Origin of the sequence: Orrella dioscoreae, assembly GCF_900089455.2 — a bacterium.
Classification (GTDB): Bacteria; Pseudomonadota; Gammaproteobacteria; order Burkholderiales; family Burkholderiaceae_B; genus Orrella; species Orrella dioscoreae.
On the sequence record NZ_LT907988.1, the window covers coordinates 2408318 to 2428490 of the forward strand.

The 20173-nt window shown below is 68.6% G+C and carries 22 protein-coding genes and 2 pseudogenes; 12 read left to right on the forward strand and 12 right to left on the reverse strand.

The features are described from left to right. Window positions 1–39: 39 nt before the first annotated feature. From mltG to holB, 3 genes are read left to right on the forward strand one after another with little or no spacing between them, the layout of a single operon-like run. Window positions 40–1050, forward strand: a complete 1011-nt coding sequence (mltG, locus tag ODI_RS11270; RefSeq protein ID WP_067749398.1) for an endolytic transglycosylase MltG — start codon at window positions 40–42, stop codon at window positions 1048–1050. Beyond that, window positions 1047–1694: a dTMP kinase gene (tmk, locus tag ODI_RS11275; protein ID WP_067749396.1), complete on the forward strand. Its 648-nt coding sequence runs from the start codon at window positions 1047–1049 to the stop codon at window positions 1692–1694. Before mltG ends, tmk begins: the two co-directional genes overlap by 4 nt. Continuing rightward, entirely contained in the window at window positions 1691–2746 is a 1056-nt protein-coding gene (gene holB / locus ODI_RS11280; protein ID WP_067749393.1) for a DNA polymerase III subunit delta', read from the forward strand. Before tmk ends, holB begins: the two co-directional genes overlap by 4 nt. Before the next feature lie 119 nt (window positions 2747–2865). Here the strand turns inward: holB and ODI_RS22700 are convergent, their stop codons facing one another. Continuing rightward, complete coding sequence (locus ODI_RS22700; RefSeq protein ID WP_408635944.1) at window positions 2866–3069, reverse strand: hypothetical protein; 204 nt, start codon at window positions 3067–3069, stop codon at window positions 2866–2868. Here ODI_RS22700 and ODI_RS11285 point away from each other — a divergent pair. From ODI_RS11285 to ODI_RS11295, 3 genes and pseudogenes are all read left to right on the forward strand, one after another. Next, window positions 2975–3742: pseudogene (locus ODI_RS11285) on the forward strand (TatD family hydrolase); the annotation flags it as partial. The gene ODI_RS22700 and the pseudogene ODI_RS11285 overlap by 95 nt on opposite strands. Before the next feature lie 8 nt (window positions 3743–3750). Then, a complete protein-coding gene (locus ODI_RS11290; protein WP_231968231.1) occupies window positions 3751–4446 on the forward strand; it encodes an ankyrin repeat domain-containing protein in 696 nt (231 codons plus the stop codon). Window positions 4447–4547: 101 nt separating this feature from the next. Beyond that, entirely contained in the window at window positions 4548–5837 is a 1290-nt protein-coding gene (locus ODI_RS11295) for a Glu/Leu/Phe/Val family dehydrogenase (protein ID WP_067749388.1), read from the forward strand. 57 nt (window positions 5838–5894) lie between these two features. Here the strand turns inward: ODI_RS11295 and ODI_RS11300 are convergent, their stop codons facing one another. The 8 genes from ODI_RS11300 to ODI_RS11335 all read right to left on the reverse strand — a co-directional run bounded on the left by ODI_RS11300 (window position 5895) and on the right by ODI_RS11335 (window position 12412). Further along, entirely contained in the window at window positions 5895–6737 is an 843-nt protein-coding gene (locus tag ODI_RS11300; RefSeq protein ID WP_067749385.1) for an alpha/beta fold hydrolase, read from the reverse strand. 124 nt (window positions 6738–6861) lie between these two features. Then, window positions 6862–7656, reverse strand: a complete 795-nt coding sequence (locus ODI_RS11305) for a DUF3298 and DUF4163 domain-containing protein (protein WP_067749383.1) — start codon at window positions 7654–7656, stop codon at window positions 6862–6864. A 23-nt stretch (window positions 7657–7679) separates the two neighbouring features. Further along, window positions 7680–8474, reverse strand: a complete 795-nt coding sequence (locus ODI_RS11310; protein ID WP_067749381.1) for a lipoate--protein ligase family protein — start codon at window positions 8472–8474, stop codon at window positions 7680–7682. A 91-nt stretch (window positions 8475–8565) separates the two neighbouring features. Then, window positions 8566–8841 (reverse strand): lipoate protein ligase C-terminal domain-containing protein, encoded by a 276-nt coding sequence (locus tag ODI_RS11315; RefSeq protein ID WP_067749379.1) that lies wholly within the window; start codon window positions 8839–8841, stop codon window positions 8566–8568. 27 nt (window positions 8842–8868) lie between these two features. Next, entirely contained in the window at window positions 8869–9570 is a 702-nt protein-coding gene (locus tag ODI_RS11320; protein WP_067749376.1) for a glutathione binding-like protein, read from the reverse strand. Window positions 9571–9595: 25 nt separating this feature from the next. Further along, window positions 9596–10102 (reverse strand): glutathione peroxidase, encoded by a 507-nt coding sequence (locus ODI_RS11325; RefSeq protein WP_067749374.1) that lies wholly within the window; start codon window positions 10100–10102, stop codon window positions 9596–9598. A gap of 267 nt (window positions 10103–10369) precedes the next feature. After that, entirely contained in the window at window positions 10370–11788 is a 1419-nt protein-coding gene (gene phrB / locus ODI_RS11330; RefSeq protein ID WP_067749372.1) for a deoxyribodipyrimidine photo-lyase, read from the reverse strand. A gap of 3 nt (window positions 11789–11791) precedes the next feature. After that, window positions 11792–12412: a peroxiredoxin gene (locus ODI_RS11335; protein WP_067749369.1), complete on the reverse strand. Its 621-nt coding sequence runs from the start codon at window positions 12410–12412 to the stop codon at window positions 11792–11794. Window positions 12413–12594: 182 nt separating this feature from the next. Here ODI_RS11335 and ODI_RS11340 point away from each other — a divergent pair, with 182 nt between their 5' ends. Together ODI_RS11340 and ODI_RS11345 are read left to right on the forward strand one after the other, a co-directional pair. Further along, window positions 12595–13143 (forward strand): hypothetical protein, encoded by a 549-nt coding sequence (locus tag ODI_RS11340; protein WP_067749367.1) that lies wholly within the window; start codon window positions 12595–12597, stop codon window positions 13141–13143. A gap of 144 nt (window positions 13144–13287) precedes the next feature. Beyond that, window positions 13288–13683, forward strand: coding sequence for a DoxX family protein (locus tag ODI_RS11345; protein ID WP_067749365.1), 396 nt, complete (start codon window positions 13288–13290; stop codon window positions 13681–13683). A gap of 80 nt (window positions 13684–13763) precedes the next feature. Here the strand turns inward: ODI_RS11345 and ODI_RS11350 are convergent, their stop codons facing one another. After that, a complete protein-coding gene (locus tag ODI_RS11350) occupies window positions 13764–14693 on the reverse strand; it encodes an alpha/beta fold hydrolase (RefSeq protein ID WP_067749362.1) in 930 nt (309 codons plus the stop codon). A 120-nt stretch (window positions 14694–14813) separates the two neighbouring features. Between ODI_RS11350 and ODI_RS11355 the strand changes: the two genes are divergently transcribed. Beyond that, a complete protein-coding gene (locus ODI_RS11355) occupies window positions 14814–15650 on the forward strand; it encodes an AraC family transcriptional regulator (protein WP_067749359.1) in 837 nt (278 codons plus the stop codon). Window positions 15651–15920: 270 nt separating this feature from the next. Here the strand turns inward: ODI_RS11355 and dbpA are convergent. Then, window positions 15921–17300 (reverse strand): annotated as a pseudogene (gene dbpA / locus ODI_RS11360) (ATP-dependent RNA helicase DbpA); the annotation flags it as partial. A 280-nt stretch (window positions 17301–17580) separates the two neighbouring features. Between dbpA and ODI_RS11365 the strand changes: the two are divergent. After that, on the forward strand, window positions 17581–17784 hold the full coding sequence (locus ODI_RS11365; protein ID WP_067749353.1) for a hypothetical protein: 204 nt from the start codon (window positions 17581–17583) through the stop codon (window positions 17782–17784). Window positions 17785–17795: 11 nt separating this feature from the next. Here ODI_RS11365 and ODI_RS11370 read toward each other — a convergent pair whose 3' ends face one another. After that, window positions 17796–18221 carry a VOC family protein gene (locus tag ODI_RS11370; RefSeq protein WP_067749346.1) on the reverse strand — a complete coding sequence of 142 codons (426 nt, stop codon included), beginning with the start codon at window positions 18219–18221 and terminating at the stop codon, window positions 17796–17798. Window positions 18222–18385: 164 nt separating this feature from the next. Here ODI_RS11370 and ODI_RS11375 point away from each other — a divergent pair, with 164 nt between their 5' ends. Next, the gene (locus ODI_RS11375; RefSeq protein WP_231968035.1) at window positions 18386–19840 is read left to right on the forward strand and encodes an MFS transporter; all 1455 of its coding nucleotides are present in this window, start codon (window positions 18386–18388) and stop codon (window positions 19838–19840) included. A gap of 61 nt (window positions 19841–19901) precedes the next feature. Further along, window positions 19902–20171, forward strand: a complete 270-nt coding sequence (locus ODI_RS11380; protein WP_067749342.1) for an acyl carrier protein — start codon at window positions 19902–19904, stop codon at window positions 20169–20171. The last annotated feature ends 2 nt before the right edge of the window (window positions 20172–20173 follow it).

The following is a 20173-nucleotide window of genomic DNA, read 5'->3' on the forward strand; positions in this document are numbered from 1 at the left end:
CTGCCCGCCTCGCCGCGATCCATTACACTTTCGCCTCTCATGAAACGTCTGCGCGCAATCCTTCTCTTCTTCGTGCTGGCCGCCTTCGTGGCCGTCGGCGTCGCCGGCTGGATGGCCTGGCGCTGGACAGACACGCCCGTCACCATGCAGGCCGACAAGGTCGACTTCATCGTCGACCCGGGCAGCGGCCCGCAGGCGGTCGCGCGTACGCTGAACAAGGCGGGCGTGGCGGTGCATCAGCGCGGCTTCGCCTGGCTGGCCCGCTACCTGGAGCAGGACAAGCTGCTGAAGGCCGGCGCCTACGAGGTCCGCCAGGGCGATACGCCGCGCACGATCCTGGCCCGCATCGCCGGTGGCGAGATGAGCCAGCGTCAGGTGACCTTCGTGGAAGGCTGGTCCTACCGGCAGATCCGCGCGGCGCTGCGCGCGCATCCGGACATCAAGCAGACGCTGGAAGGCGTGAGCGACGCGCAACTGCTGGAAAAGCTGGACGTGCAGGCGCCCAACCCGGAAGGGCTGTTCTTCCCGGACACCTATCTCTTCAACCCGGGCAATTCCGATTACGAGATCCTGCGCCGCGCCTACCTGGCGCAGCAGCAGGTGCTGGACCAGGTGTGGGCGCAGCGCGAGGAAGGCCTGCCGCTGGCCACGCCCTATGAGGCGCTGATCCTGGCGTCCATCATCGAGAAGGAAACCGGTCACGAGCCCGAGCGCGTGCGCGTGGGCGGCGTCTTCATCAACCGCCTGCGCGTGGGCATGCCGCTGCAGACGGACCCGACGGTGATCTATGGCATGGGCGATGCCTATCAGGGGCGCATCCGCAAGCGCGACCTGCAGACCGATACGCCCTGGAATACCTATACGCGCAGCGGCCTGCCGCCCACGCCCATCGCGAGCCCGGGCCGGGCCTCGCTGCTGGCGGCGGTGCAGCCCGAGGCGCACAAGTTCTTCTATTTCGTGTCGCGTGGCGATGGCACGAGCCAGTTCTCGGCGAACCTGGCCGACCACAACCGGGCCGTGGCGCGTTTCATCCTGGGACGGAATCCATGACTTTGCCTGCCACGAACGCGCCTGCGCGCGGCCGCTTCCTGACCCTGGAAGGGGTGGATGGCGCGGGCAAGAGCACGCATGCCTCGTGGATTGCGCAGGCCTTGCGCGACCAGGGGCTGACGGTGCTGGAGACGCGCGAACCGGGCGGCACGCCGCTGGGCGAACGCCTGCGCGACTGCCTGCTGTCCGAGTCCATGTCGCTGGAAACCGAGACGCTGCTGATGTTCGCCGCGCGCAGCGAGCACCTGCGCCAGGTGATCGAGCCCGCGCTGGCGGCCGGCACCTGGGTGCTGTGCGACCGTTTCACCGACGCCACCTATGCCTATCAGGGCGGCGGGCGCGAACTGGGCCAGGCGCGCATCGCCGCGCTGGAGCAGTGGGTGCACCCCCATCTGCAGCCCGACCTGACGTGGCTGTTCGACGTGCCGCTGGAAGTGGCGCGGGCCCGGCGCAGCGGCGCGCGCGAGCCGGATCGCTTCGAGCGCGAACAGGACGCTTTCTTCGAACGCACGCGCGCGGTGTATCTGGCGCGGGCCGACGAGGCGCCCGGACGCATTCGCCGCATCGATGCCACGCAGAGCATCGAGGCCATCCGAGAGGTGTTGGCCGGGCAATTGCGCGCACTGACGCAGGCGGTGGCATGACGGCGCAGTTCCTGCCCTGGCAGCAGACGCTGGCGCGGCAGTGGCTGGGCCAGCGCGAGCGCTTCGCGCATGCCTGGCTGATCCACGGCCTGGCCGGTATCGGCAAGCTGGATTTCGCCCTGGCTGCGGCCGCCGCGCTGTTGTGCGAGTCGCCGGAAGACGGCGTGGCCTGCGGAAAGTGCCTGGCCTGTGGCTGGGTGCGCGCGGGCAACCATCCCGACCTGCGCCGTATCCGGCCCGAGGCCGTGGCGCTGGAAGAGGGCGCCGAGACTGCCGCCGAGGGCGGGGAAGAACCCGCTGCCGAGACGGGCGGCGGGGCGGCCAAGCGCGCGCCGTCCAAGGACATCCGCATCGAACAGATACGCGGGCTGGAGTCGTGGTTCAACACGGCCACCCACCGCGGCGGCTGGCGCGTGGCGGTGCTGTATCCGGCTCACGCCATGAACGTGGTCTCGTCCAATGCCTTGCTGAAAGTGCTGGAAGAGCCGCCTCCGCATACAGTGTTCCTGCTGGTGGCGGATGCGCCGGACCGTCTGCTGCCGACCCTGGTGTCGCGCTGCCGGCGCCTGCCCCTGGCTGCGCCGGGGCAAGCGGAATCGCTGGCCTGGCTGGACGAGCAGGGCGTGAAAGCGCCGGCGGAATGGCTGGCCGCTGCCGGTGGCGCGCCGCTGGCGGCGTTGCGCCTGTCGAATGAGCGGGAGTCGGCCTGCCCGGATTGGCTGCAGGCGCTGGTACGTACTTTGGGCAAGGGGCAGCAGCCCGATCTGGGCCAGATGGTGGAAGCGCTGGAAAAGACGCCCACCGGCCAGTGGCTGGACGCCTTGCAGCGTTTCTTCGCCGACCTGATGCTGGGCGCGGCTGGCGCGCCGCCGCGCTATTTCCCCCAACTGGCCGAGGCCACCCAGGCCCTGGCCGCGCGCGCCTCGCGCAGCAACGTGGCCGAGACCGCCCGCTGGCTGGGCCAGCAGCAACGCCTGGCCAGCCACCCCCTGAACGCGAAGTTGCTGCTGCATGCCAGCCTGCAACGGGTGGTGCTATCCTGCCAGGGCTAGGGCGAGGCGGTTTTCCTTGCGCTTCGCGTTGCTTTTTTCTTACGGCGTCAAGGCAGGGAACTGCCTTTATTTGATGCAGTCGGACTGCACGGATCGGCATGCGGCCGATGTTGCGTCCCTTAATTTCCCCGTTTGGCTTGTTGGTGTGGTTTCAGGCCATAAGCCCGTCCCTTTTTAATCATCCTTGTTGCTCCCGCTACACCCGTATCCATCATGTACGTCGATTCCCATTGCCATCTGAATTTTCCTGAACTGGCCGCCCAGCTGCCCGAGATCTTCGCGCGCATGGACGCCAACCAGGTCTCGCAGGCGCTCTGTGTCAGCGTGAACCTGCCGGATTGGCCGGGGTTGATGGAGATCGTGGAGGCGCATGACCGCCTGTGGGCTTCGGTGGGCGTGCATCCGGACTATGAAGACACGCCCGAGCCGGACGTGGCCCTGCTGGTCGAGCGCGCGCGCCACCCCAAGGTGGTGGCCATCGGCGAGACCGGGCTGGATTACTACCGCCTGGAGGGCAAGCCCGAGTGGCAGCGCGAGCGCTTCCGCGTGCACATCCGCGCCGCGCGCGAGACGGGCCTGCCGCTGATCATCCACACCCGGGCGTCCGCCGAGGACACGGTGCGCATCCTGAAGGAAGAGGGCGCTGACGAGGTGGGCGGCGTCATGCACTGTTTCACCGAGTCCTGGGAAGTGGCCCAGGCGGCGATGGACCTGAATTTCCATATTTCGCTGTCGGGGATCGTGACCTTCAAGAACGCCCATGTGATCCACGAGGTGGCCACGCGCATGCCGCTGGACCGGCTGCTGATCGAGACGGATTCGCCGTATCTGGCGCCGGTGCCGTTCCGCGGCAAGCTGAACGATCCGTCGCTGGTGGTGCATGTGGCCGAGAAGATCGCCGACCTGAAGGGCATTTCCGCCGCCGAGGTGGCGCAAGCGTCAACGGATAATTTCTATAATCTTTTCAGCAAGATAGAAAGGGAAGTTAAAGTCTGATGATTAAAGTGAATTCTGAAGATTTCTCCCCGCTGGGCCGCGTCGGCGGCTGGTTGCTGCGCCGCGCCGTGCCCGGCCTGCTGGCCGCGTCGGTGTCCGTCAGCGCCATGGCCCAGAACACCAGCTGGTGGCGGGACATCCGCAATGACCGCGCGTCGGCCGTGGCCGAGCAGTTGCGTGCGGGCGCCGATCCCAATCAAGTGACCGACAAGGGGGAACCCGCGCTGATGCAGGCGGTGCGTGACGACGCCTGGGAAGTCTTCGATGTGATCCTGGCCGACAGCCGCACCGACGTGAACATCATGAACGGGGTCCAGGAGACGCCGCTGATGTACACCGCGCTGACGGGCCAGCTTTCCCGCAGCCAGGCGCTGGTCAAGCGTGGCGCCGAGGTGAACCGCCTGGGCTGGACACCCTTGCACTATGCCGCCGCCAAGGGGCATGCCGACGTGGCGAAATGGCTGATCGGCCTGAAGGCCATCGTGAACGCGCCGTCGCCGGATGGCACCTCGCCGCTGATGATGGCGATGCGGGCCAACAGCGTGGACACGGCGCAGGTGCTGATCAACGCGGGCGCCGACCCGTCGCAACGCAATCTGCAGGGGCAGGACGCCATCGACATGGCGAGGCAGTTCGGCAACGACCGCCTGGCGGACGCCATGGAAAAGCTGGCGCAGGACCGTCGCAAGGCGCAGGGTCGTTAGTATGTCCCCATTTTATATTTCCATGAATTAATGGGGACGCATATGTAATTTTGCGCGGACATCTGCCTACAATGCCGGGATTGTCCGCAACGGAGCCATGCATGTCGCAGCAGCAAAACCACGCGCTTCCCTCTTACCTGGACCCCAACGACCTGGGGCCTTGGGGCATTTACCTGAAACAGGTCGACCGCGTCACGCCCTACCTGGGGTCGCTGGCACGCTGGGTCGAAACCCTGAAGCGCCCCAAGCGCGCGCTGATCGTCGACGTGCCGATCGAACTGGATGACGGCCGCATCGCCCACTACGAGGGCTACCGCGTCCAGCACAACACCTCGCGCGGCCCCGGCAAGGGCGGCGTGCGTTACCACCAGGACGTCACGCTGTCCGAGGTCATGGCCCTGTCGGCCTGGATGTCGGTGAAGAACGCCGCCATCAACGTGCCTTTCGGCGGCGCCAAGGGCGGGATCCGCGTCGACCCGCGCACGCTGTCGCAACCCGAACTCGAGCGCATGACGCGCCGCTACACCAGCGAGATCGGCGTGATCATCGGGCCGTCGAAGGACATCCCCGCGCCGGACGTGAACACGAACGCGCAGATCATGTCCTGGATGATGGACACGTATTCCATGAACGAAGGCCTGACCTCCACCGGCGTGGTCACGGGCAAGCCCGTGGCGCTGGGCGGCAGCCTGGGGCGCACCGAAGCCACGGGCCGCGGCGTGTTCGTGGTGGCCTGCGAGGCCGCGCGCGACGCCGGCCTGGACGTGGCGGGTTCGCGCGTTGCCGTGCAGGGTTTCGGCAACGTGGGCGGCACGGCCGCCCGCCTGTTCTATGACGCGGGCGCCAAGATCGTGGCCGCGCAGGATCACACCGGCACGGTGTTCAAGGCCGACGGCCTGGACGTGCCCGACCTGATTGCGCACGTGTCGCGTGCCGGTGGCGTCGGGGGCTTCGAAGGCGGTGAGGCGATTGCCGCCGAGGACTTCTGGGGCGTGGAAACGGACTTCCTGATTCCCGCCGCGCTGGAAGGCCAGATCACGTCGAAGAACGCCGACCGTATCCGCGCGCGCTTCGTGGTGGAAGGCGCCAACGGCCCGACCACGCCCGAGGCCGACGACATCCTGACCGACAAGGGCATCACGGTGGTGCCCGACGTGCTGGCCAACGCCGGCGGCGTGACGGTCAGCTACTTCGAATGGGTGCAGGATTTCTCCAGCTTCTTCTGGAGCGAGGAAGAGATCAACCAGCGCCTGGAGCGCATCATGCGCGAGGCCTATGCGTCCATCTCGCAGGTGGCCAAGCAGCACCAGGTGACGCTGCGCACCGCCGCCTTCATCGTGGCGTGCACGCGCATCCTGCAGGCGCGCCAGGTGCGCGGCCTGTATCCCTGATGCGAGGTCCGGGGCGTCCTGCTGGCGCCCCGCTGCACGGCGTCCTGCCCGGCCGCCTCAGGCCGCGTCCAGGAAGTCCAGGACCGCGGCATTGAAGGCACGCGGGTGGGCCAGGTTCATGCCGTGGCTGGCCCCGGCAATCTCCACCACCCGCGCATCGGGCAACCAGCGCGCCAGCGTGTCCACCGTGACGACGAAGCGCTCGCGGCTGCGTTGTCCCTTCACCAGCAATACCGGCAGGGCCAATTGGGCGACGTCCGCTTCCGCGTAGGCGGGCAGCGGGTCGTCCATCTGCGAGACCAGCGTGTGGGCGTTGTCCAGCGCCATGCGCTTGAAATCGCGCGGGCTGTGCAGCCAGCTGCCGGCGCGGCTGACGCCATCGATGAACTGGCCGACGGCCGATTCGTATTCTCCGCGCGCCAGCTTGGCCGACAGCGCGGCTTTCCACTCCTGCATCAACACCGGATCCGCGGGCGTGCCGGCCTGCGTGGCGCCGCCGGGCTCGGCCAGCACCAGCCTGCGCACGCGGTCCGGGCGCTGCCGTGCCAACTGGTAGGCAATGGCGCCGCCGCGTGAATGGCCGATCAGGTCGACGGGGGCATCCGGGCTCAGGCGCTCGACCAGGGCAAGCAGATCGCCGACGTCGCGCCGCCAGTCCAGCCTCACCGTGGGATCCGGCGCGGCGGGGAAGTAATGGCGCAGGCTGGGCGAACACAGCCGGCGGCCAGCCGACAGGTCGTCGAACTGCGGCCACCAATACCGTCCGTCGCAGAGCGAACCGTGGATCAGGATGCAGAGGCGTTCGCCCTGGCCGAGTTGCAGGCAGGACAGGCTGTCGTCGCCGGAGAGCGGGATACTGGCGAAGCTGCCGGTGCTGGGCAGCTGGCTGGGGTGGGACATGTGCGGGGCGGGACGAAAGCGGGTGCGAAGCAGGCGAGGCGGCCGGCAGGCCGCGCGACGCGCTAGTGTACTGGGCGCGCGGCGTGTCCGCGCGCCGTCCGGGTTCCCGCTGGCGGCCTGATCTTCAGCGTGCCGGCAGGTAGGCCGGTTTCAGGATGCCGGTCAGCTCGGTGTACGGGATGGTCAGTTCCGGTTCGCCATGCGAATACGGGGCGATGGCGTAGGCGTCGTACTTGACCGTGATGCCGTCCTTGGCCAGCGCGTAGTTGTCGCTGGGCGAGAAAGGCCAGAGCTCCGCGTAGCGCGTGGGGTTGTCCTGATAGTCGCGGTTGTCTTCCAGCCAGCGCTTGTGGGCGCGCGCCAGCGCCTGCACGAACTGCGGGCCGCGGCCGGGTTCCAGGACGTCCGCCAGCCCCAGCACGCGTTGCGCGCCGCGGTCCCAGTTCAGGTATTGCGTGGCGGGGATGCCATGGGCGCCGCCCGTGAACTGGTAGCTGGACAGCGTGAGCACGGTGATCGGGCCCTGCTGGTGCTTCAACTCCGCTTTCAGCACCACGGCATAGCGCGGTTTGGCGGTGCGCCAGTAATACGCCTCGAACTCGGCGATCGACAGGTAGGTGGGCTGGACGTTGGATTCCAGTCCCGTCATCATCGCCAGCGCATGGTCGACCAGGGCGGTGAGTTTTTCGTCTTGCGGGAAAGCCAGCGAGTCGACTTCGATGCGCGGGCACTCGCGCTTGCAGCCAGGCTTGTCGCGCTTCCAGCGCACGGGTTCGCTGCGCAGGGCCTGGCCGGTGTCGGCGGCGGCCTGTGCCGAGGCAGAGGGCAGGCTGATGGAGCTGGGCGTGGAGGTGCCGCAGGCCGACAGCAGCAGCGCCGAGGCCAGGGAAAAAGAGAGAACGACGGGCGTGTAGGTCATGGTCGATATCCTGGCGGCGGGGGTCAGGGCACCTGCGCGGTCCATTCCGGGGTGGAAAACTTGGCGTCGGCCTGCTCGCGTGCCTGCTCGCGCTCGGTGTCGCGCAGGGCGCCGGGCGTCAGGCCGTAGCGGCGGCGGAAAACGTCCAGCATGCGCGCGATGATTTCGTCGCGCGGCATGCCGGTCTGGCTGCGCAAGGGGTCCACGCGCTTCTTGGCGCTGGCGATGCCCTTGTCCGAGAGCTTCTCCTTGCCGATGCGCAGCACCTCGGTCATCTTGTCGGCGTCGATGTCATAGGACATGGTGACGTGATGCAGCACGGCGCGGCCGCGGCGGGCCTGGGCGGCGCCGCCGATCTTGCCGGCATCCGAGGCGATGTCGTTCAGCGGCTGGTACCAGGCGCGGATGCCCAGTTCGCCCAGCGCTTCCAGCACCCAGTCGTCCAGGTAGGCGTAGGATTCCTGGAAGGACATGCCGCGCACCAGCGCATCGGGCGCATAGATGGAATAGGTGATGGTGTTGCCGGGCTCGACGAACATGGCGCCGCCGCCGCTCACGCGCCGCACGACGGTGATGCCGTGGCGTTGCGCGCCGGTGGGCTCGACTTCGTTCTGCAGCGACTGGAAGCGGCCGATGACCACGGCTGGCGCGGCCCATTCCCAGATGCGCAGCGTGGGCGGGTGCCGGCCCGCGCCGACCTCGTCGGCCAGCACGGCATCCAGCGCCATGTGCATGGCCGGCTGCTCGGGACCCTCGTGGATCAGTTGCCAGTCGAAATCCCGCCAATCGGCGCGGGGGGGCTGCTGCGCAGTGCTCATTCAGTCGATGCTCGAAAAGCGCCACGCCGGCAGCGCCGGCGCGTGGTCGCGGTCAGGGGGGAAATGGCGGCCGCCCGCGCGGCGGCGGGGATCAGCCCAGCGCCCGGCCGACCGTGACGGCGACGGCCTCGGACGAAAAGCCGAACAGCTCGGCCTTGTCGGGCAGGGCCAGCTGGACCGCCAGCGCGATCTCGGTTTCGCTGGCTTCGACGGGCATGCCTTCCAGCGCGTCATTGATGGCATCCAGCGCTTCGGGTGGCTCGAGGAAGAAGTCGCCGCTGATGCGCACATTGCGCATCTGGCCGTCCACGACCTCGAGATCGGCGACAACGAGTTTGCCGCCGGGAACCTTGTACTCTGCATGCATGGTTGCGCTCCTTGCGTGGTGGGCGGCTCAGCGTTGGACCGAGGCCGCGGTTTGCCCGAAGAGAATCCGGCGCGACGCGTCGTCGCTGACGGATGGCTGCTGGTTGATCGCCTCGGCGCGCGCATAGGCGCGCACCGTGGCCGGCCGCGCCTTGATGGCCTCGAACCAGCGCTTCAGGTGGGGAAAATCGTCCAGGTCCTGGCCTTGCTTCTGGTGCGGCACGATCCAGGGATAGGACGCCATGTCGGCAATCGAATAGTCGCCCGCGATGAATTCACGGTCGGCCAGGCGCTTGTCCAGCACGCCGTACAGGCGGTTGGTCTCGCGCACGTAGCGGTCGATGGCGTAGGGAAGTTTTTCCGGCGCGTACTGCGAGAAGTGGTGGTTCTGGCCGGCCATGGGGCCCAGGCCGCCCATCTGCCAGAAGAGCCACTGCAGGACGTCGGCGCGTCCGCGCGGATCCGCGGGGATGAACTGGTGCGTTTTTTCCGCCAGGTAGAGCAGGATGGCGCCGGACTCGAACAGCGGGATGGGCGCCTGGCCGTCGGCGGGGGCGTTATCGACGATGGCCGGGATGCGGTTGTTCGGTGCGATCGCCAGGAATGCCGGCGCGAACTGCTCGCCCTTGCCGATATTGATCGGATGCAGGGTGTAGGGCAGTCCGGTCTCTTCCAGGAAGAGGGTGATCTTGTGGCCGTTGGGCGTGGTCCAGTAATACAGGTCGATCATGGCGATGGTCCTGTCGGGCGGGAGGTCAGGGGGTGGCGGCAGGCGCGGGCTGGGCCAGCGCGGCGTCGATGTCCTTGCGCAGGCTGGCGGGCGTGTCGGTGGGCGCGTAGCGGCGAATGACCTGGCCATCGCGGCCGACCAGGAACTTGGTGAAGTTCCACTTGATGGCCTCGGTGCCGAGGATGCCGGGCTTCTCGCCCTTGAGCCAGCGATACAGCGGCGCGGCATTGTTGCCGTTGACCTCGACCTTGGCGAACATCGGGAAGGTCACGCCGTAGCGCAATTCGCAGAAGGACTTGATGCTGGCTTCGTCGCCCGGCTCCTGGTGGCCGAACTGGTCACAGGGAAAGCCCAGCACGGCGAAGCCTTGCGCGGCGTAGTCGCGCTGCAGGGCTTCCAGGCCTTCGTATTGCGGCGTGAAGCCGCATTGCGACGCGACGTTGACGACCAGGACAACCTTGCCCTGGAAGTCGGCGAGGGCGCGGGGCGCGCCCTCGATATCGGTGACGGAAAACTCGTACAGGGAGGACATGTCTGGCTCCTGGTGCTGCTTAGAAGACGGGTTCAGGACTTGTACTCGCTTGCGCGAAAGCGGTCTGGCGCCGGGCCCGGCATGGCTGGCGCCTCATTCCTGCCCGCAGTGTAGCAAGCCGCGGGAGGGGACAAGCCACCAGACGTATCGAACTGGCTCAATATCGGGGACCGAGCCCAGTCCTGGACATTCCTCGTTACCTGCTTTGTGATTTTTGGCGGGGATGGGAGGGCTTGCCGGGTGCTTCCGACGCGCCGGCAGGCGTCGTCACTTCAAGCCGGCATAGGCATCGATGGCCCGCTGTCGGCTGGTCTTCAGGTCCACGATGGCCGCCGGGTAGCCGCAAGCCTTGCGTTGCGCGGCACTTGGCTCATGGATGGCCTTGTTGTCCAGGTTCGCCAGTTCGGGCAGCCAGCGGCGCAGGTAGACCCCTTGCGGATCGAAGCGCTGCGATTGCGACACGGGATTGAAGACGCGGAAATAAGGCGCGGCGTCGGCGCCGGTGGAGGCCGACCATTGCCAGCCGCCGTTGTTGGCCGCCAGGTCACCATCGACCAGATGGGCCATGAACCAGGCTTCTCCCAGCCGCCAGTCGATGAGCAGGTTCTTGGACAGGAACATGGCGGTGACCATGCGCACCCGGTTGTGCATCCAGCCGCAGGCCAGCAGCTCGCGCATGCCGGCATCCACGATGGGCACGCCGGTACGGCCCTGCTGCCAGGCCTGGAGGTCGTCGGGCGCGTCGCGCCAGGGCACGGCCGCCGTCTCGGGCTTCATGGGCTGGTGCATGGACAGGCTGGGAAAACCCGCCAGCAGATGCTGGTAGAACTCGCGCCAGAGAATCTCGGTGATCCAGGTGCGCACGCCCGTGCTGCCGCTGTCGAGCTCGCCCTGGTTGGCCGAGAGCGCCGCGCGCAGGCACTGGCCGGGCGACAGCACGCCGGCGGCCAGGTAGGCGGAGACGCGGCTGGTGCCGCGATAGGCGGGCAGGTCGCGGCGGGTGTCGTAGGCCGTGATGGCCTCGTCCACGAACGCATCCAGCGCGGCATGGGCGGCGTCCTCGCCGGCAGGCCACTGGTCGCCGAGCGCGGCCGGGGGCGTCTCGAAACCGTCGGCCGACAAGGGCGTGGGGGCGGGCGCCTCGCCGCGTCGCGGGACCGACTGCGCGGCAGGGGGCGGCAAGGCGGCCAGCGGCGCTTCGCGCAGCAGGTCGCGGCAGCGTTTCGAGAACGGCGTGAAGACGCGGTAGTAGTCGCCGCCGCCGGTGCGAACCGTGCCGGGCGCCAGCAGCACGGCGCCATGGTGGCCCAGGAGTGCCACGCCCCGCTCGCGCAGGCGGCGCGCCACCAGGCCGTCGCGGCGCCGCTCGTTGACGGGATATTCGATGTTGCAGTGGACGGCGCCGATGCCGTGGGCGTCGCAGAAGTCGGCCAGCAGGTCGGGCGCCTCGGCCCAGGTGTCCATCGTCAGCACGTGCAGGTCGATGCCGCGCTCGGCCAGCGCGTCGGCGAAGGCGCGCAGGTTGCGCAGCCAGAAGTCGATCTTCGCGGGCGCGTCGCCGTGGATGCGCCATTGACCGGGGGCCGCCAGGTAGACGGCCGTCACCGGCCCTTGTTGCGCGGCGGCGTGCAGCGCCGCGTTGTCATGCACGCGCAGGTCGGTGCGTGCCCAGTACAGCGAAGCCATTGCTTATTTCTTTTCCGGGTTGTTGCGCGGCGCGTGGGCGCCCTGGTGCCAGGCGCGAACGGCCTCCATGGTGTTCTTCACGTGGTTGGACGGGTCGCCGCTGGCATATTGGTACAGCACTTTGCCCTCGGGCGAGATGACGAAGGAGACCCGGTTGGCCACGCCGGGCAGCACGGCGTGCGCCACGTCGTAGTTCTGCATGATGCTGTGATCGCTGTCGGCCGCCACGGCGAACTTGCCGCCGCAGGCGCTGACGGAGAATTTCTTCAGCGTCTCGAGGTCGTCGCCCGACACGCCGATCACGGTGGCGCCCATCGATTTGTAGGTGTCGGTGGCTTCGGCGAAGAGATGCGCTTCGATCGTGCAGCCTTGCGTGAACGCCGCGGGATAGAAGTACAGCACGACGGGACCTTCTTTCAGGGCTTGCGCCAGGTCGAAGGTGAAGGGCTTGCCGGCCAGGGCCGCCTCGGCGGTGAACGTGGGTGCCTGTGCGCCCGCGGACAGTGCCGCGTGCGCGGCGGGCAGGACGTGGGCGCCGGCAAGACCCAGCAGGGACACTGCCAGCGCCGCGCGGGTGACAAGGCGGCGGGTGGGGCGCAAGGCGATGGCGGGCAGGGCGGTCATGGCGCGGACTCCGTGGCGGTCGACGAGGACGGGGGAAGGTCGTTGAACCCATCATGCCATAGCGATGGCGGGGCCGATGTTTCAGCTGGGAACAGGACGGGATTCCGCCCTGTTTCCCGCTTGACGCGCGAGGCGGCATCGGCAACGCTAGCCCTGTTCAGATGCATCGGGAGTTTCACATCATGGCCCGCACCCTTTCAGGCTCGGCACTGGTCCGTGTGCTGGGCGCCGCCGCCACCGGCACGGCGTTGATGGCGCTGGCCCTCCCGGCGCTGGCCCAGGGCGCCAACCAGCCCGCCTTTCGTTACGCACCCGCGGCCGACATGGCGCGCGCGACGCCGGCGCCCGTCATCGACGTGAATCCCGCGCCAGGCACGCCGCTGACGCCCGCGGCGCCCGCGGCTGTCAATCATCCGATGCCGCGGGTGCTGCCCGGCGGCGCCCAGGTGCAGGTGAGCTCGCCCGGCGGGCCCACGCCAGGGCAGGTGTATTCGACCTCGCAGCCTGCCGCGCCCAAGGCCGCGCGGCCGGCCGGCGAGACCCGCGCCAAGCCCGACATTCCCGACAAGGTCTACGGCACCCGGTCGCTGTCCACCCAGCAACCCGCCACGACCCGCCGCGAACGGCAGGTCACGCCGGTGCAGATCCAGGTGGAACCCGTAGTGCCCATCCGTGCGCCGCGCGACCATTACCGGGACGTGCGTCCGCGCGACCCCGTGCCGGGACGGTGAGCGTCGCGACACCGCGGCTGTCGCGGGACCGCTGTCGATGGTTGCGCGGGGGGCGGCAAGCTGCTAAGTTGCGCGCAGGTTCGTTTCCGGGTGTTTTGCCCGGACGAATATTTCCTTTTCACTTCAAATGGATAGACGCGAATCATGTCCACCAATGACGACGCCGGCAAGCTGCTCCTCCGACTGACCATCGGCATCCTTCTGCTGTTCCATGGCCTTTTCAAGCTGACGAACGGCATCGCCGGCATCCAGGGCATGGTGAGCGCCGCCGGCTGGCCGACCTTCGTGGCCTATGGCGTCTTCGTGGGTGAGCTGATCGCCCCGATCCTGCTGATCATCGGCCTGTACACACGCCCGGCCGCGCTCATCGCCGCCGTCAACATGCTGGTGGCCATCGCCCTGGCGCACAGCTCGCAGCTGTTCGGCTTCACGAACAACGGCGGCTGGCAGCTCGAGCTGCAAGGCCTGTTCCTGTTCGGCTCGCTGTCCATCGCATTGCTGGGCGCCGGCCGCTACAGCGTGGGCGGCCGCTACAACTGATCGTCGCCGTCTTCAAGTCTTGATGGGGAAGGCCCGGTGCGCCTAGGCGTACCGGGCCTTTTTCATGCGGACAAGGCTGCTCAGCGTTTCAGGAAGTCCAGCAGGTCCTGGTTGAAGCGCGCCTTGTGCGTGTCAGTCAGGCCGTGCGGGGCGCCCGGATAGACGATCAGCTGGGCGTTCCTGATCAGCGCGGCGGATGCCTTGCCGGAACTGTCGAGCGGCACGATCTGGTCGTCGTCGCCGTGGATGACCAGGGTGGGCACGTTGAACTTCTTCAGGTCCGCGCGGAAATCGGTGGCCGAGAACGCCGCGATGGAGTCATAGGTGTTCTTGTGGCCGGCCTGCAGGCCTTGCGCGCGCCAGCTGTCGATGAGGCCCTGCGAGGCCTTGGCGCCGGGGCGGTTGTAGCCATAGAAGGGACCCGAGGCGAGATCCAGGTAGAGCTGTGCCCGGTTTTCCAGCGAGGCCTTGCGGATGCCGTCGAAGACTTCGATCGGCAGGCCGCCCGGGTTGTCCGCCGTCTTCAGCATCAAGGGAGGCACGGCGCTGACCAGCACAGCCTTCTTCACGCGCGCGGTGCCGTGGCGGCCGATGTATCGCGCCACTTCACCGCCGCCGGTGGAGAAGCCGACCAGGGTGACGTCCTTCAGGTCGAGCGCATCGATCACGGCGGCCAGGTCGTCGGCGTAGTGGTCCATGTCGTTGCCTTCCCAGGGCTGGCTGGAACGGCCGTGGCCACGGCGGTCATGCGCGACCACGCGATAGCCCTGCGAGGCCAGGAAGATCATCTGCGATTCCCAGCTGTCCGAGTTGAGCGGCCAGCCGTGGCTGAACGTCACCACCGGACCGTTCCTGGGGCCCCAGTCCTTGTAGTAGAGGTCCACGCCGTCGGGCGTGGTGAGGGTGCTTGCATTGCGGATGACGGGGGCGCCGGGTGCCGCATGCGCGGCGCCGGCCTGCACGGCCATGGCCAGGAGGGGGGTGGCGAGGAGTTGGGAAAGCAGTTTCATGATGGACGTGTCCTGTTCGGGTTCGAGGGTGGCGTGTGTGTTCGCCGTAGGAAAGAGTTTGCCCGCGCCGATGGAACCCTTGGTGATATATAGTCCTGAAAAATTGATCAGGAGTCCGGAATGGTGGATCGGCTTGCCGCCTTGATGACGCACTTTCCCGTGCGGGCGCAGATGTTCAACGCAGGCGCGCTGTGCGGCCTGAATGCCGTGGACAGCGACGGCGTGCGAGGGCAGTTGCACCTGATTCGTGACGGCGCGGTGCAGGTGCGTTACGGCCAGGAGACCCTGCCTATCGCGCAGCCCAGCCTGCTGCTGTTTCCGCGGCCGCTGAGCCACCGTTTCCTCACCGACCCCGAGCGCGGCGCCGACATGGTCTGCGCGCACCTGAGTTTCGAGGGCGGCGCCGACAATCCGGTCGCGTCGGCATTGCCGGGGGTCGTATGCCTGCCCCTGGATCGCATCGGGGGGGCTGTCGCGGTGCTGTCGCTGCTGTTCGAGGAAGCCTTCGAACAGCGTTGCGGGCGCGTGGCGCTGGTCGAACGGTTGTTCGAGGTGGTGATGATCCAGGTCCTGCGCCAGCTGATGGAAAGCGGCGAGGTGAAGGGCGGGATGCTGTCGGGCCTGTCGCATCCCCGGCTGCGCCATGCGCTGGTGGCGATGCATGAGGCGCCCGCGCAGGCGTGGACGCTCGATGCGCTTGCCGGCGTCGCGGGCATGTCGCGCAGCGTGTTCGCCACGACGTTCCGCGACACCGTGGGCAGCACGCCGGGGCAGTACCTGCAATGCTGGCGCGTGCAACTGGCGCAGCGGGCGCTGCGGCTGGGGCGTCCCTTGAAGCGGATTGCGGATGAGGTCGGCTACGGCAGCGAAGCCGCCTTGTCGCGGGCATTCAAGGCGCTGTCCGGATACTCTCCGCGGGAGTGGAGGAAGCAGGCGCCAGTCGCGGCCGACGGCTGATCCCGCTGATCGGCGTTCGCTTCCCGGACAGGCGGTGGCGGTCTAGCGCGAGCGCCGGCCGGGTCCGCCCGTGCGCGGGGCACCCGGGCGGCTGGGGGCACGCCCATCGCCGGCGCCACGGCGCGGCTGCGCTGATGTGGCGGCCCGGTTGCCAGCGCCTGCCCGGTGGGACGGGGCGGCCTCCCGGCCCGGGGCGGAACGGGAGGGGCCGCCTGGCCGCGCGCGTTCGGCGGGGGCGGCGGCGTGCGCCTCGTCGTCACGGGTCGTGCCGTCCATGATGCGGACGCGGAAATTGCGGCCCTTGATGTTGCCGTTGGTCAGCGCGGCCAACGCGCGGGGCGCGACGTCGCGGGCGATGGCGACGTAGCTGTAGAACTCCTGCACGGTGATCTTGCCCACCTGTTCCTTGGTGAGCCCGGCCTCGCCGGCCAGGGCGCCCATCAGGTCGCCGGGACGCAGCTTCTGCTTCTTGCCGCCCAGGATGCTGAGCGTGACCATGGGCGGCAGCAGCGGGCCGCCGGGGGCAGGCGACAGCTTCCTGATGTCGTCCCAGCGCAGCGGCGTGCCCAGGTATTTTTCCACCAGGGTGGCCCAGCGCATCTCGTGCGGGGCGCACAGGTTCAGCGCCAGGCCCTTTTCGCCGGCGCGGCCCGTGCGGCCCACGCGGTGCACGTGCACTTCGGTGTCCTGCGTCACGTCGACGTTGATGACGGCGTCCAGCGAACTGATGTCCAGGCCGCGGGCGGCCACGTCCGTGGCCACCAGCACCGAGCAGCTCTGGTTGGCGAATTGCAGCAGCACCGCGTCGCGGTCACGTTGTTCCAGGTCGCCGTGCAGCGCCAGGGCGTTGATGCCGCGCTCGCGCAGGAAGGCGGCCTGGTTCTCGCACTGGGCGCGGGTGTTGCAGAACGCCAGCGTGGACACGGGCCGGAAATGGCGGATGAGCGTCTCTACCGCGGCCTCGCGCGTCTCGCGCGGGATCTCATAGAAGATCTGGGTGATCTGCGTGGGCGCGTGCAGCGCCTCGACCTTGACCTCCGCCGGCCGGTTCAGGAAGCGGGCGCTGGCACGGCGGATGTCGGCGGCATAGGTGGCCGAGAACAGCAGCGTCTGGCGGCGCGCCGGGCACTGGGCGACGATCTGCGCGATGTCGTCGAAGAAGCCCATGTCCAGCATGCGGTCCGCCTCGTCCAGCACCAGCGTGCGCAGGCGTTCCAGCGCCAGGTTGCCGCGCGCCAGGTGGTCCATCAGCCGTCCGGGCGTGCCCACCACGACGTGGGCGCCGTGCGCCAGCGACTCGGTCTGGGGGCGGATCGGCGTGCCGCCGCACAGCGTCAGGATCTTGATGTTCGGAATGGCGCGCGCCAGCTTGCGCAGTTCCAGCGCGACCTGGTCGGCCAGTTCGCGCGTGGGGCAGAGCACCAGCGCCTGCACCGCGAAGAGGTGGGGGTTCAGCGCGTGCAGCAGTGCCAGCCCGAAGGTGGCCGTCTTGCCGCTGCCGGTCTTGGCCTGCGCGATGAGGTCCTGGCCGCTCAGGATGACGGGCAGGGCTTCTGCCTGGATGGGCGTCATCTCGGTATAGCCCAGCGTCTCGAGGTTGGAGAGCAGGGCGGGGTTCAGGGGCAGGGCGGAAAAGGCGGTTTGGGTCACGGGATCGGTCACGGAATCGGGGCCAGGGCGGCCGGAAGACAGGCGCAGGGCGCGCAGGCCGCCAGTCTAGCCCGTTTTGCCGTCCGGGCCGGCGGTGGCTGGCCGGCGCCAGTGGCCAACGTCAGTGGCCGGAGACGGCCGCCTTGCCCGTTGGCCTTGGGTGCATGGCGGCAGTACCATGATGGCAGCAAGCAAGCTGGCGCGCACAGCCGGCGGCCGCCCTCGCGGGAACGGCCTCGTCCCAGGGGCAATCGGGCTTCAGGCGTCAGCGGAGGGAATCATGGACAGCAAGCGCATCGACAGCAGCATTGGATTGACCGTCGGGCAAGGCGACGCCGGCAAGTGGGAGTGGCGCATCAACCGGCTGAAGGAAGACGGCACTCCCGGCGAGCTGCTTGGCGCCGAGCAGGGCTATGACACCGAGACCGAAGCCCATCAGGCGGGCCAGGTGGCCCGGGGATTGCTGGGCGCGTCGGCGGCCTGACCTGACGGCATTCAGCCGCGCTGATCCGCGGCGTTTTCGGCCGAGCCCGGGTCTGCCAGCGTGCAGGTGAAGGCCAGCTTGTTGCCGTCCGGGTCGCGCACATAGGCCACGTAGAACGTCGGGCCATAGCGCTCCCGCAAGCCCGGGGCGCCCTCGTCGCTGCCGCCGTGCTGCAGCGCCAGGGCGTGCAGCGCGGCCACTTCCCCGGCGTCGCGGCTGCGCAGCGCCGTCATGACGCCATTGCCGGGCCGGGCGGGCGCGCCGTCGAACGGCAGGCAGGCGAAATAGCGGGGGGAGGACGTGTCGTCCGGATCGCCCCAGCACACTGCCTGCGCATCGCGCCAGCACTGGGCCAGCCCCATCGTTTCGAAAATCGGCTCATAGAACGCCGCGGCGCGGTCGAGGTCGGCAACGCCCACCATGGTGTAGCTGATCATTCCGGTCTCCTGGAAACAGCCTGTCGTTGTATCACGGCCTTGCCGCCCTCCTACGAACCTTGGTAGTTGCCGCAAGCGCCGCGCGCCCGTGAAATGCCGGTAGCGGCATGGGACGCGACAGAGGGCGAGGCATGGGTATCTCGGAGGTCAGGACGGCGGCGGCAGTGACGGTTTTGCCCGGCCCGCGCGACAGCGCGGCTGCGGGGCCGGCGGCGCGCCACCGTTACCTGCTCCCCCTGCTGCTGGCGGGCCAGGCGATGGCCGCCATGGATACCTCGATCGCCAACGTGGCAGCCCCCGCGATGCGCGCGGACCTGGGCCTGTCCGGCGCGGCGCTGCAGCTTGCGGTGGCGGGCTACGTGCTTGCCTATGCGGTGTTTCTCATCACCGGCGCGCGGCTGGGCGATGACCACGGCTACCGGCGCGTCTTCGTGCTGGGCGTATCGATCTTCACCGTGTCCTCGCTGGCCTGTGGCCTGGCGCCCAGCACCGGGTGGCTGGTTGCGGGGCGCGTGGCGCAGGGCGTCGGCGCGGCGCTGCTGGTGCCGCAGGTGCTGTCGCTGATCCAGCATCACTACGCCGGGGGCGCGCGTGCGCGGGCCATCGGCTATTACTCGATGATCCTGGGACTGGGCGCCACGGCGGGCCAGTTGCTGGGCGGGGTGATCGTCACCGTGGACCTGGCGGGCAGCAGCTGGCGCCCCGCGTTTCTCATCAACGTCCCGATCGGCATCGCGCTGGTATGGCTGGCGCGTCGTGTCATTCCTGATACGCGCGGCGAGCGCAGGCGGCTGGACCTGGTCGGTGTGCTGGCTCTGTCGCTATCGATGCTGGGCGTGGTGGTTCCCCTGACCTTCGGCCAGGATCTCCACTGGCCCGCATGGACATGGGCCAGCCTGGCGGCGGGGCTGCTCGGCCTGTGGGGGTTCTGGCGCCACGAGAACGCGCTGGCGCGCCGAGGCGGCGCACCGCTGCTCAATCTGCAGGCCCTGGCCACGCCTGGCATCCGTGCCGGCCTCGCCGTGATCGCCACGGGTTTCATCGGCTACGGCGGCTGGCTCTTTGCCGCGGCCCTGTATCTGCAGGCGGGCCTGGGCTTTTCGCCGCTGACTTCCGGGCTGGTGTTCACCGCCTATGCGCTGGGCTTCGGCATTTCGAACCTGAAGTGGTCCAGCTTGCCCGCGGCCTGGCTGCGCTGGACCCCCGCCGTGTCGCTGGGCGCGATGGGCCTGGCCAACCTGGCTTTCGGCGCGACGGCGCTGGGCCTGGGCTGGGCCGCGACGGCCATGGTGCCCTTGCTGTTCCTGGCTGGCGGCAGCCATGGCCTGGGTTTCGGCACCACGGTGAACCAGATGACCCTGCGCACGGCGCCGGCGCATGCGCCAGCCATCAGCGGCCTGGTGACGACAGCGGTGCAGCTCTCGATCGTGCTGGGCATCGCCTTGCTGGGCGCGCTGTACCTGGCGCTGGGCGTGGCGGGCGACGCCGGGACGTCGTCACGGGCGATGGCGGGCGTGACCTTTGCCATTGCGATGGGCGCGTGGCTTGCGACGGTGTGCGCGGTGAGGCTGGCGCGTGCGCCGCTGGCCGCAGCCCCCCCGGACCCGGCGCGCCATTGATCACGCCCCTGCGCCGCGACGCGTCCGGCATCCATTTCCGCCTTTGAAGGAGACCCTCTTCGTGCAAGCGCCTGTGATCCGATCCGACCTCTCCGCCAGCCAGGTCCAGCAGGAAGTGCGTGCGCTGTTCGCACAGATGCTGGGCCTGCCTCCCGAGCACATCAACGAGACCGAGCCCTTGTCGGACTATGGCATCAATTCGGTGGACATGATCGATGCCGCCGTGAAACTGGAGGCGCGCTTCGGCATCCAGTTCGATCCGCAGACCCTGCGGGACCTGAGCTGCCGGGGATTCGCCGACAGCATCCGCGCCGCGGGCGTGGGCGCCTGAGA

Bases quoted from the DNA above. Each gene is read 5' to 3' on its own strand.
- phrB (WP_067749372.1), bottom strand. From the start codon at position 11,788: ATGGCTTCGCTGTACTGGGCACGCACCGACCTGCGCGTGCATGACAAC.
- holB (WP_067749393.1), top strand. From the start codon at position 1,691: ATGACGGCGCAGTTCCTGCCCTGGCAGCAGACGCTGGCGCGGCAGTGG.
- ODI_RS11335 (WP_067749369.1), bottom strand. From the start codon at position 12,412: ATGACCGCCCTGCCCGCCATCGCCTTGCGCCCCACCCGCCGCCTTGTC.
- tmk (WP_067749396.1), top strand. From the start codon at position 1,047: ATGACTTTGCCTGCCACGAACGCGCCTGCGCGCGGCCGCTTCCTGACC.
- ODI_RS11340 (WP_067749367.1), top strand. From the start codon at position 12,595: ATGGCCCGCACCCTTTCAGGCTCGGCACTGGTCCGTGTGCTGGGCGCC.
- ODI_RS11315 (WP_067749379.1), bottom strand. From the start codon at position 8,841: ATGCATGCAGAGTACAAGGTTCCCGGCGGCAAACTCGTTGTCGCCGAT.
- ODI_RS11370 (WP_067749346.1), bottom strand. From the start codon at position 18,221: ATGATCAGCTACACCATGGTGGGCGTTGCCGACCTCGACCGCGCCGCG.
- mltG (WP_067749398.1), top strand. From the start codon at position 40: ATGAAACGTCTGCGCGCAATCCTTCTCTTCTTCGTGCTGGCCGCCTTC.
- ODI_RS11310 (WP_067749381.1), bottom strand. From the start codon at position 8,474: ATGAGCACTGCGCAGCAGCCCCCCCGCGCCGATTGGCGGGATTTCGAC.
- ODI_RS11295 (WP_067749388.1), top strand. From the start codon at position 4,548: ATGTCGCAGCAGCAAAACCACGCGCTTCCCTCTTACCTGGACCCCAAC.
- ODI_RS11365 (WP_067749353.1), top strand. From the start codon at position 17,581: ATGGACAGCAAGCGCATCGACAGCAGCATTGGATTGACCGTCGGGCAA.
- ODI_RS11320 (WP_067749376.1), bottom strand. From the start codon at position 9,570: ATGATCGACCTGTATTACTGGACCACGCCCAACGGCCACAAGATCACC.
- ODI_RS11305 (WP_067749383.1), bottom strand. From the start codon at position 7,656: ATGACCTACACGCCCGTCGTTCTCTCTTTTTCCCTGGCCTCGGCGCTG.
- ODI_RS11355 (WP_067749359.1), top strand. From the start codon at position 14,814: ATGGTGGATCGGCTTGCCGCCTTGATGACGCACTTTCCCGTGCGGGCG.
- ODI_RS11345 (WP_067749365.1), top strand. From the start codon at position 13,288: ATGTCCACCAATGACGACGCCGGCAAGCTGCTCCTCCGACTGACCATC.
- ODI_RS11325 (WP_067749374.1), bottom strand. From the start codon at position 10,102: ATGTCCTCCCTGTACGAGTTTTCCGTCACCGATATCGAGGGCGCGCCC.
- ODI_RS11350 (WP_067749362.1), bottom strand. From the start codon at position 14,693: ATGAAACTGCTTTCCCAACTCCTCGCCACCCCCCTCCTGGCCATGGCC.
- ODI_RS11300 (WP_067749385.1), bottom strand. From the start codon at position 6,737: ATGTCCCACCCCAGCCAGCTGCCCAGCACCGGCAGCTTCGCCAGTATC.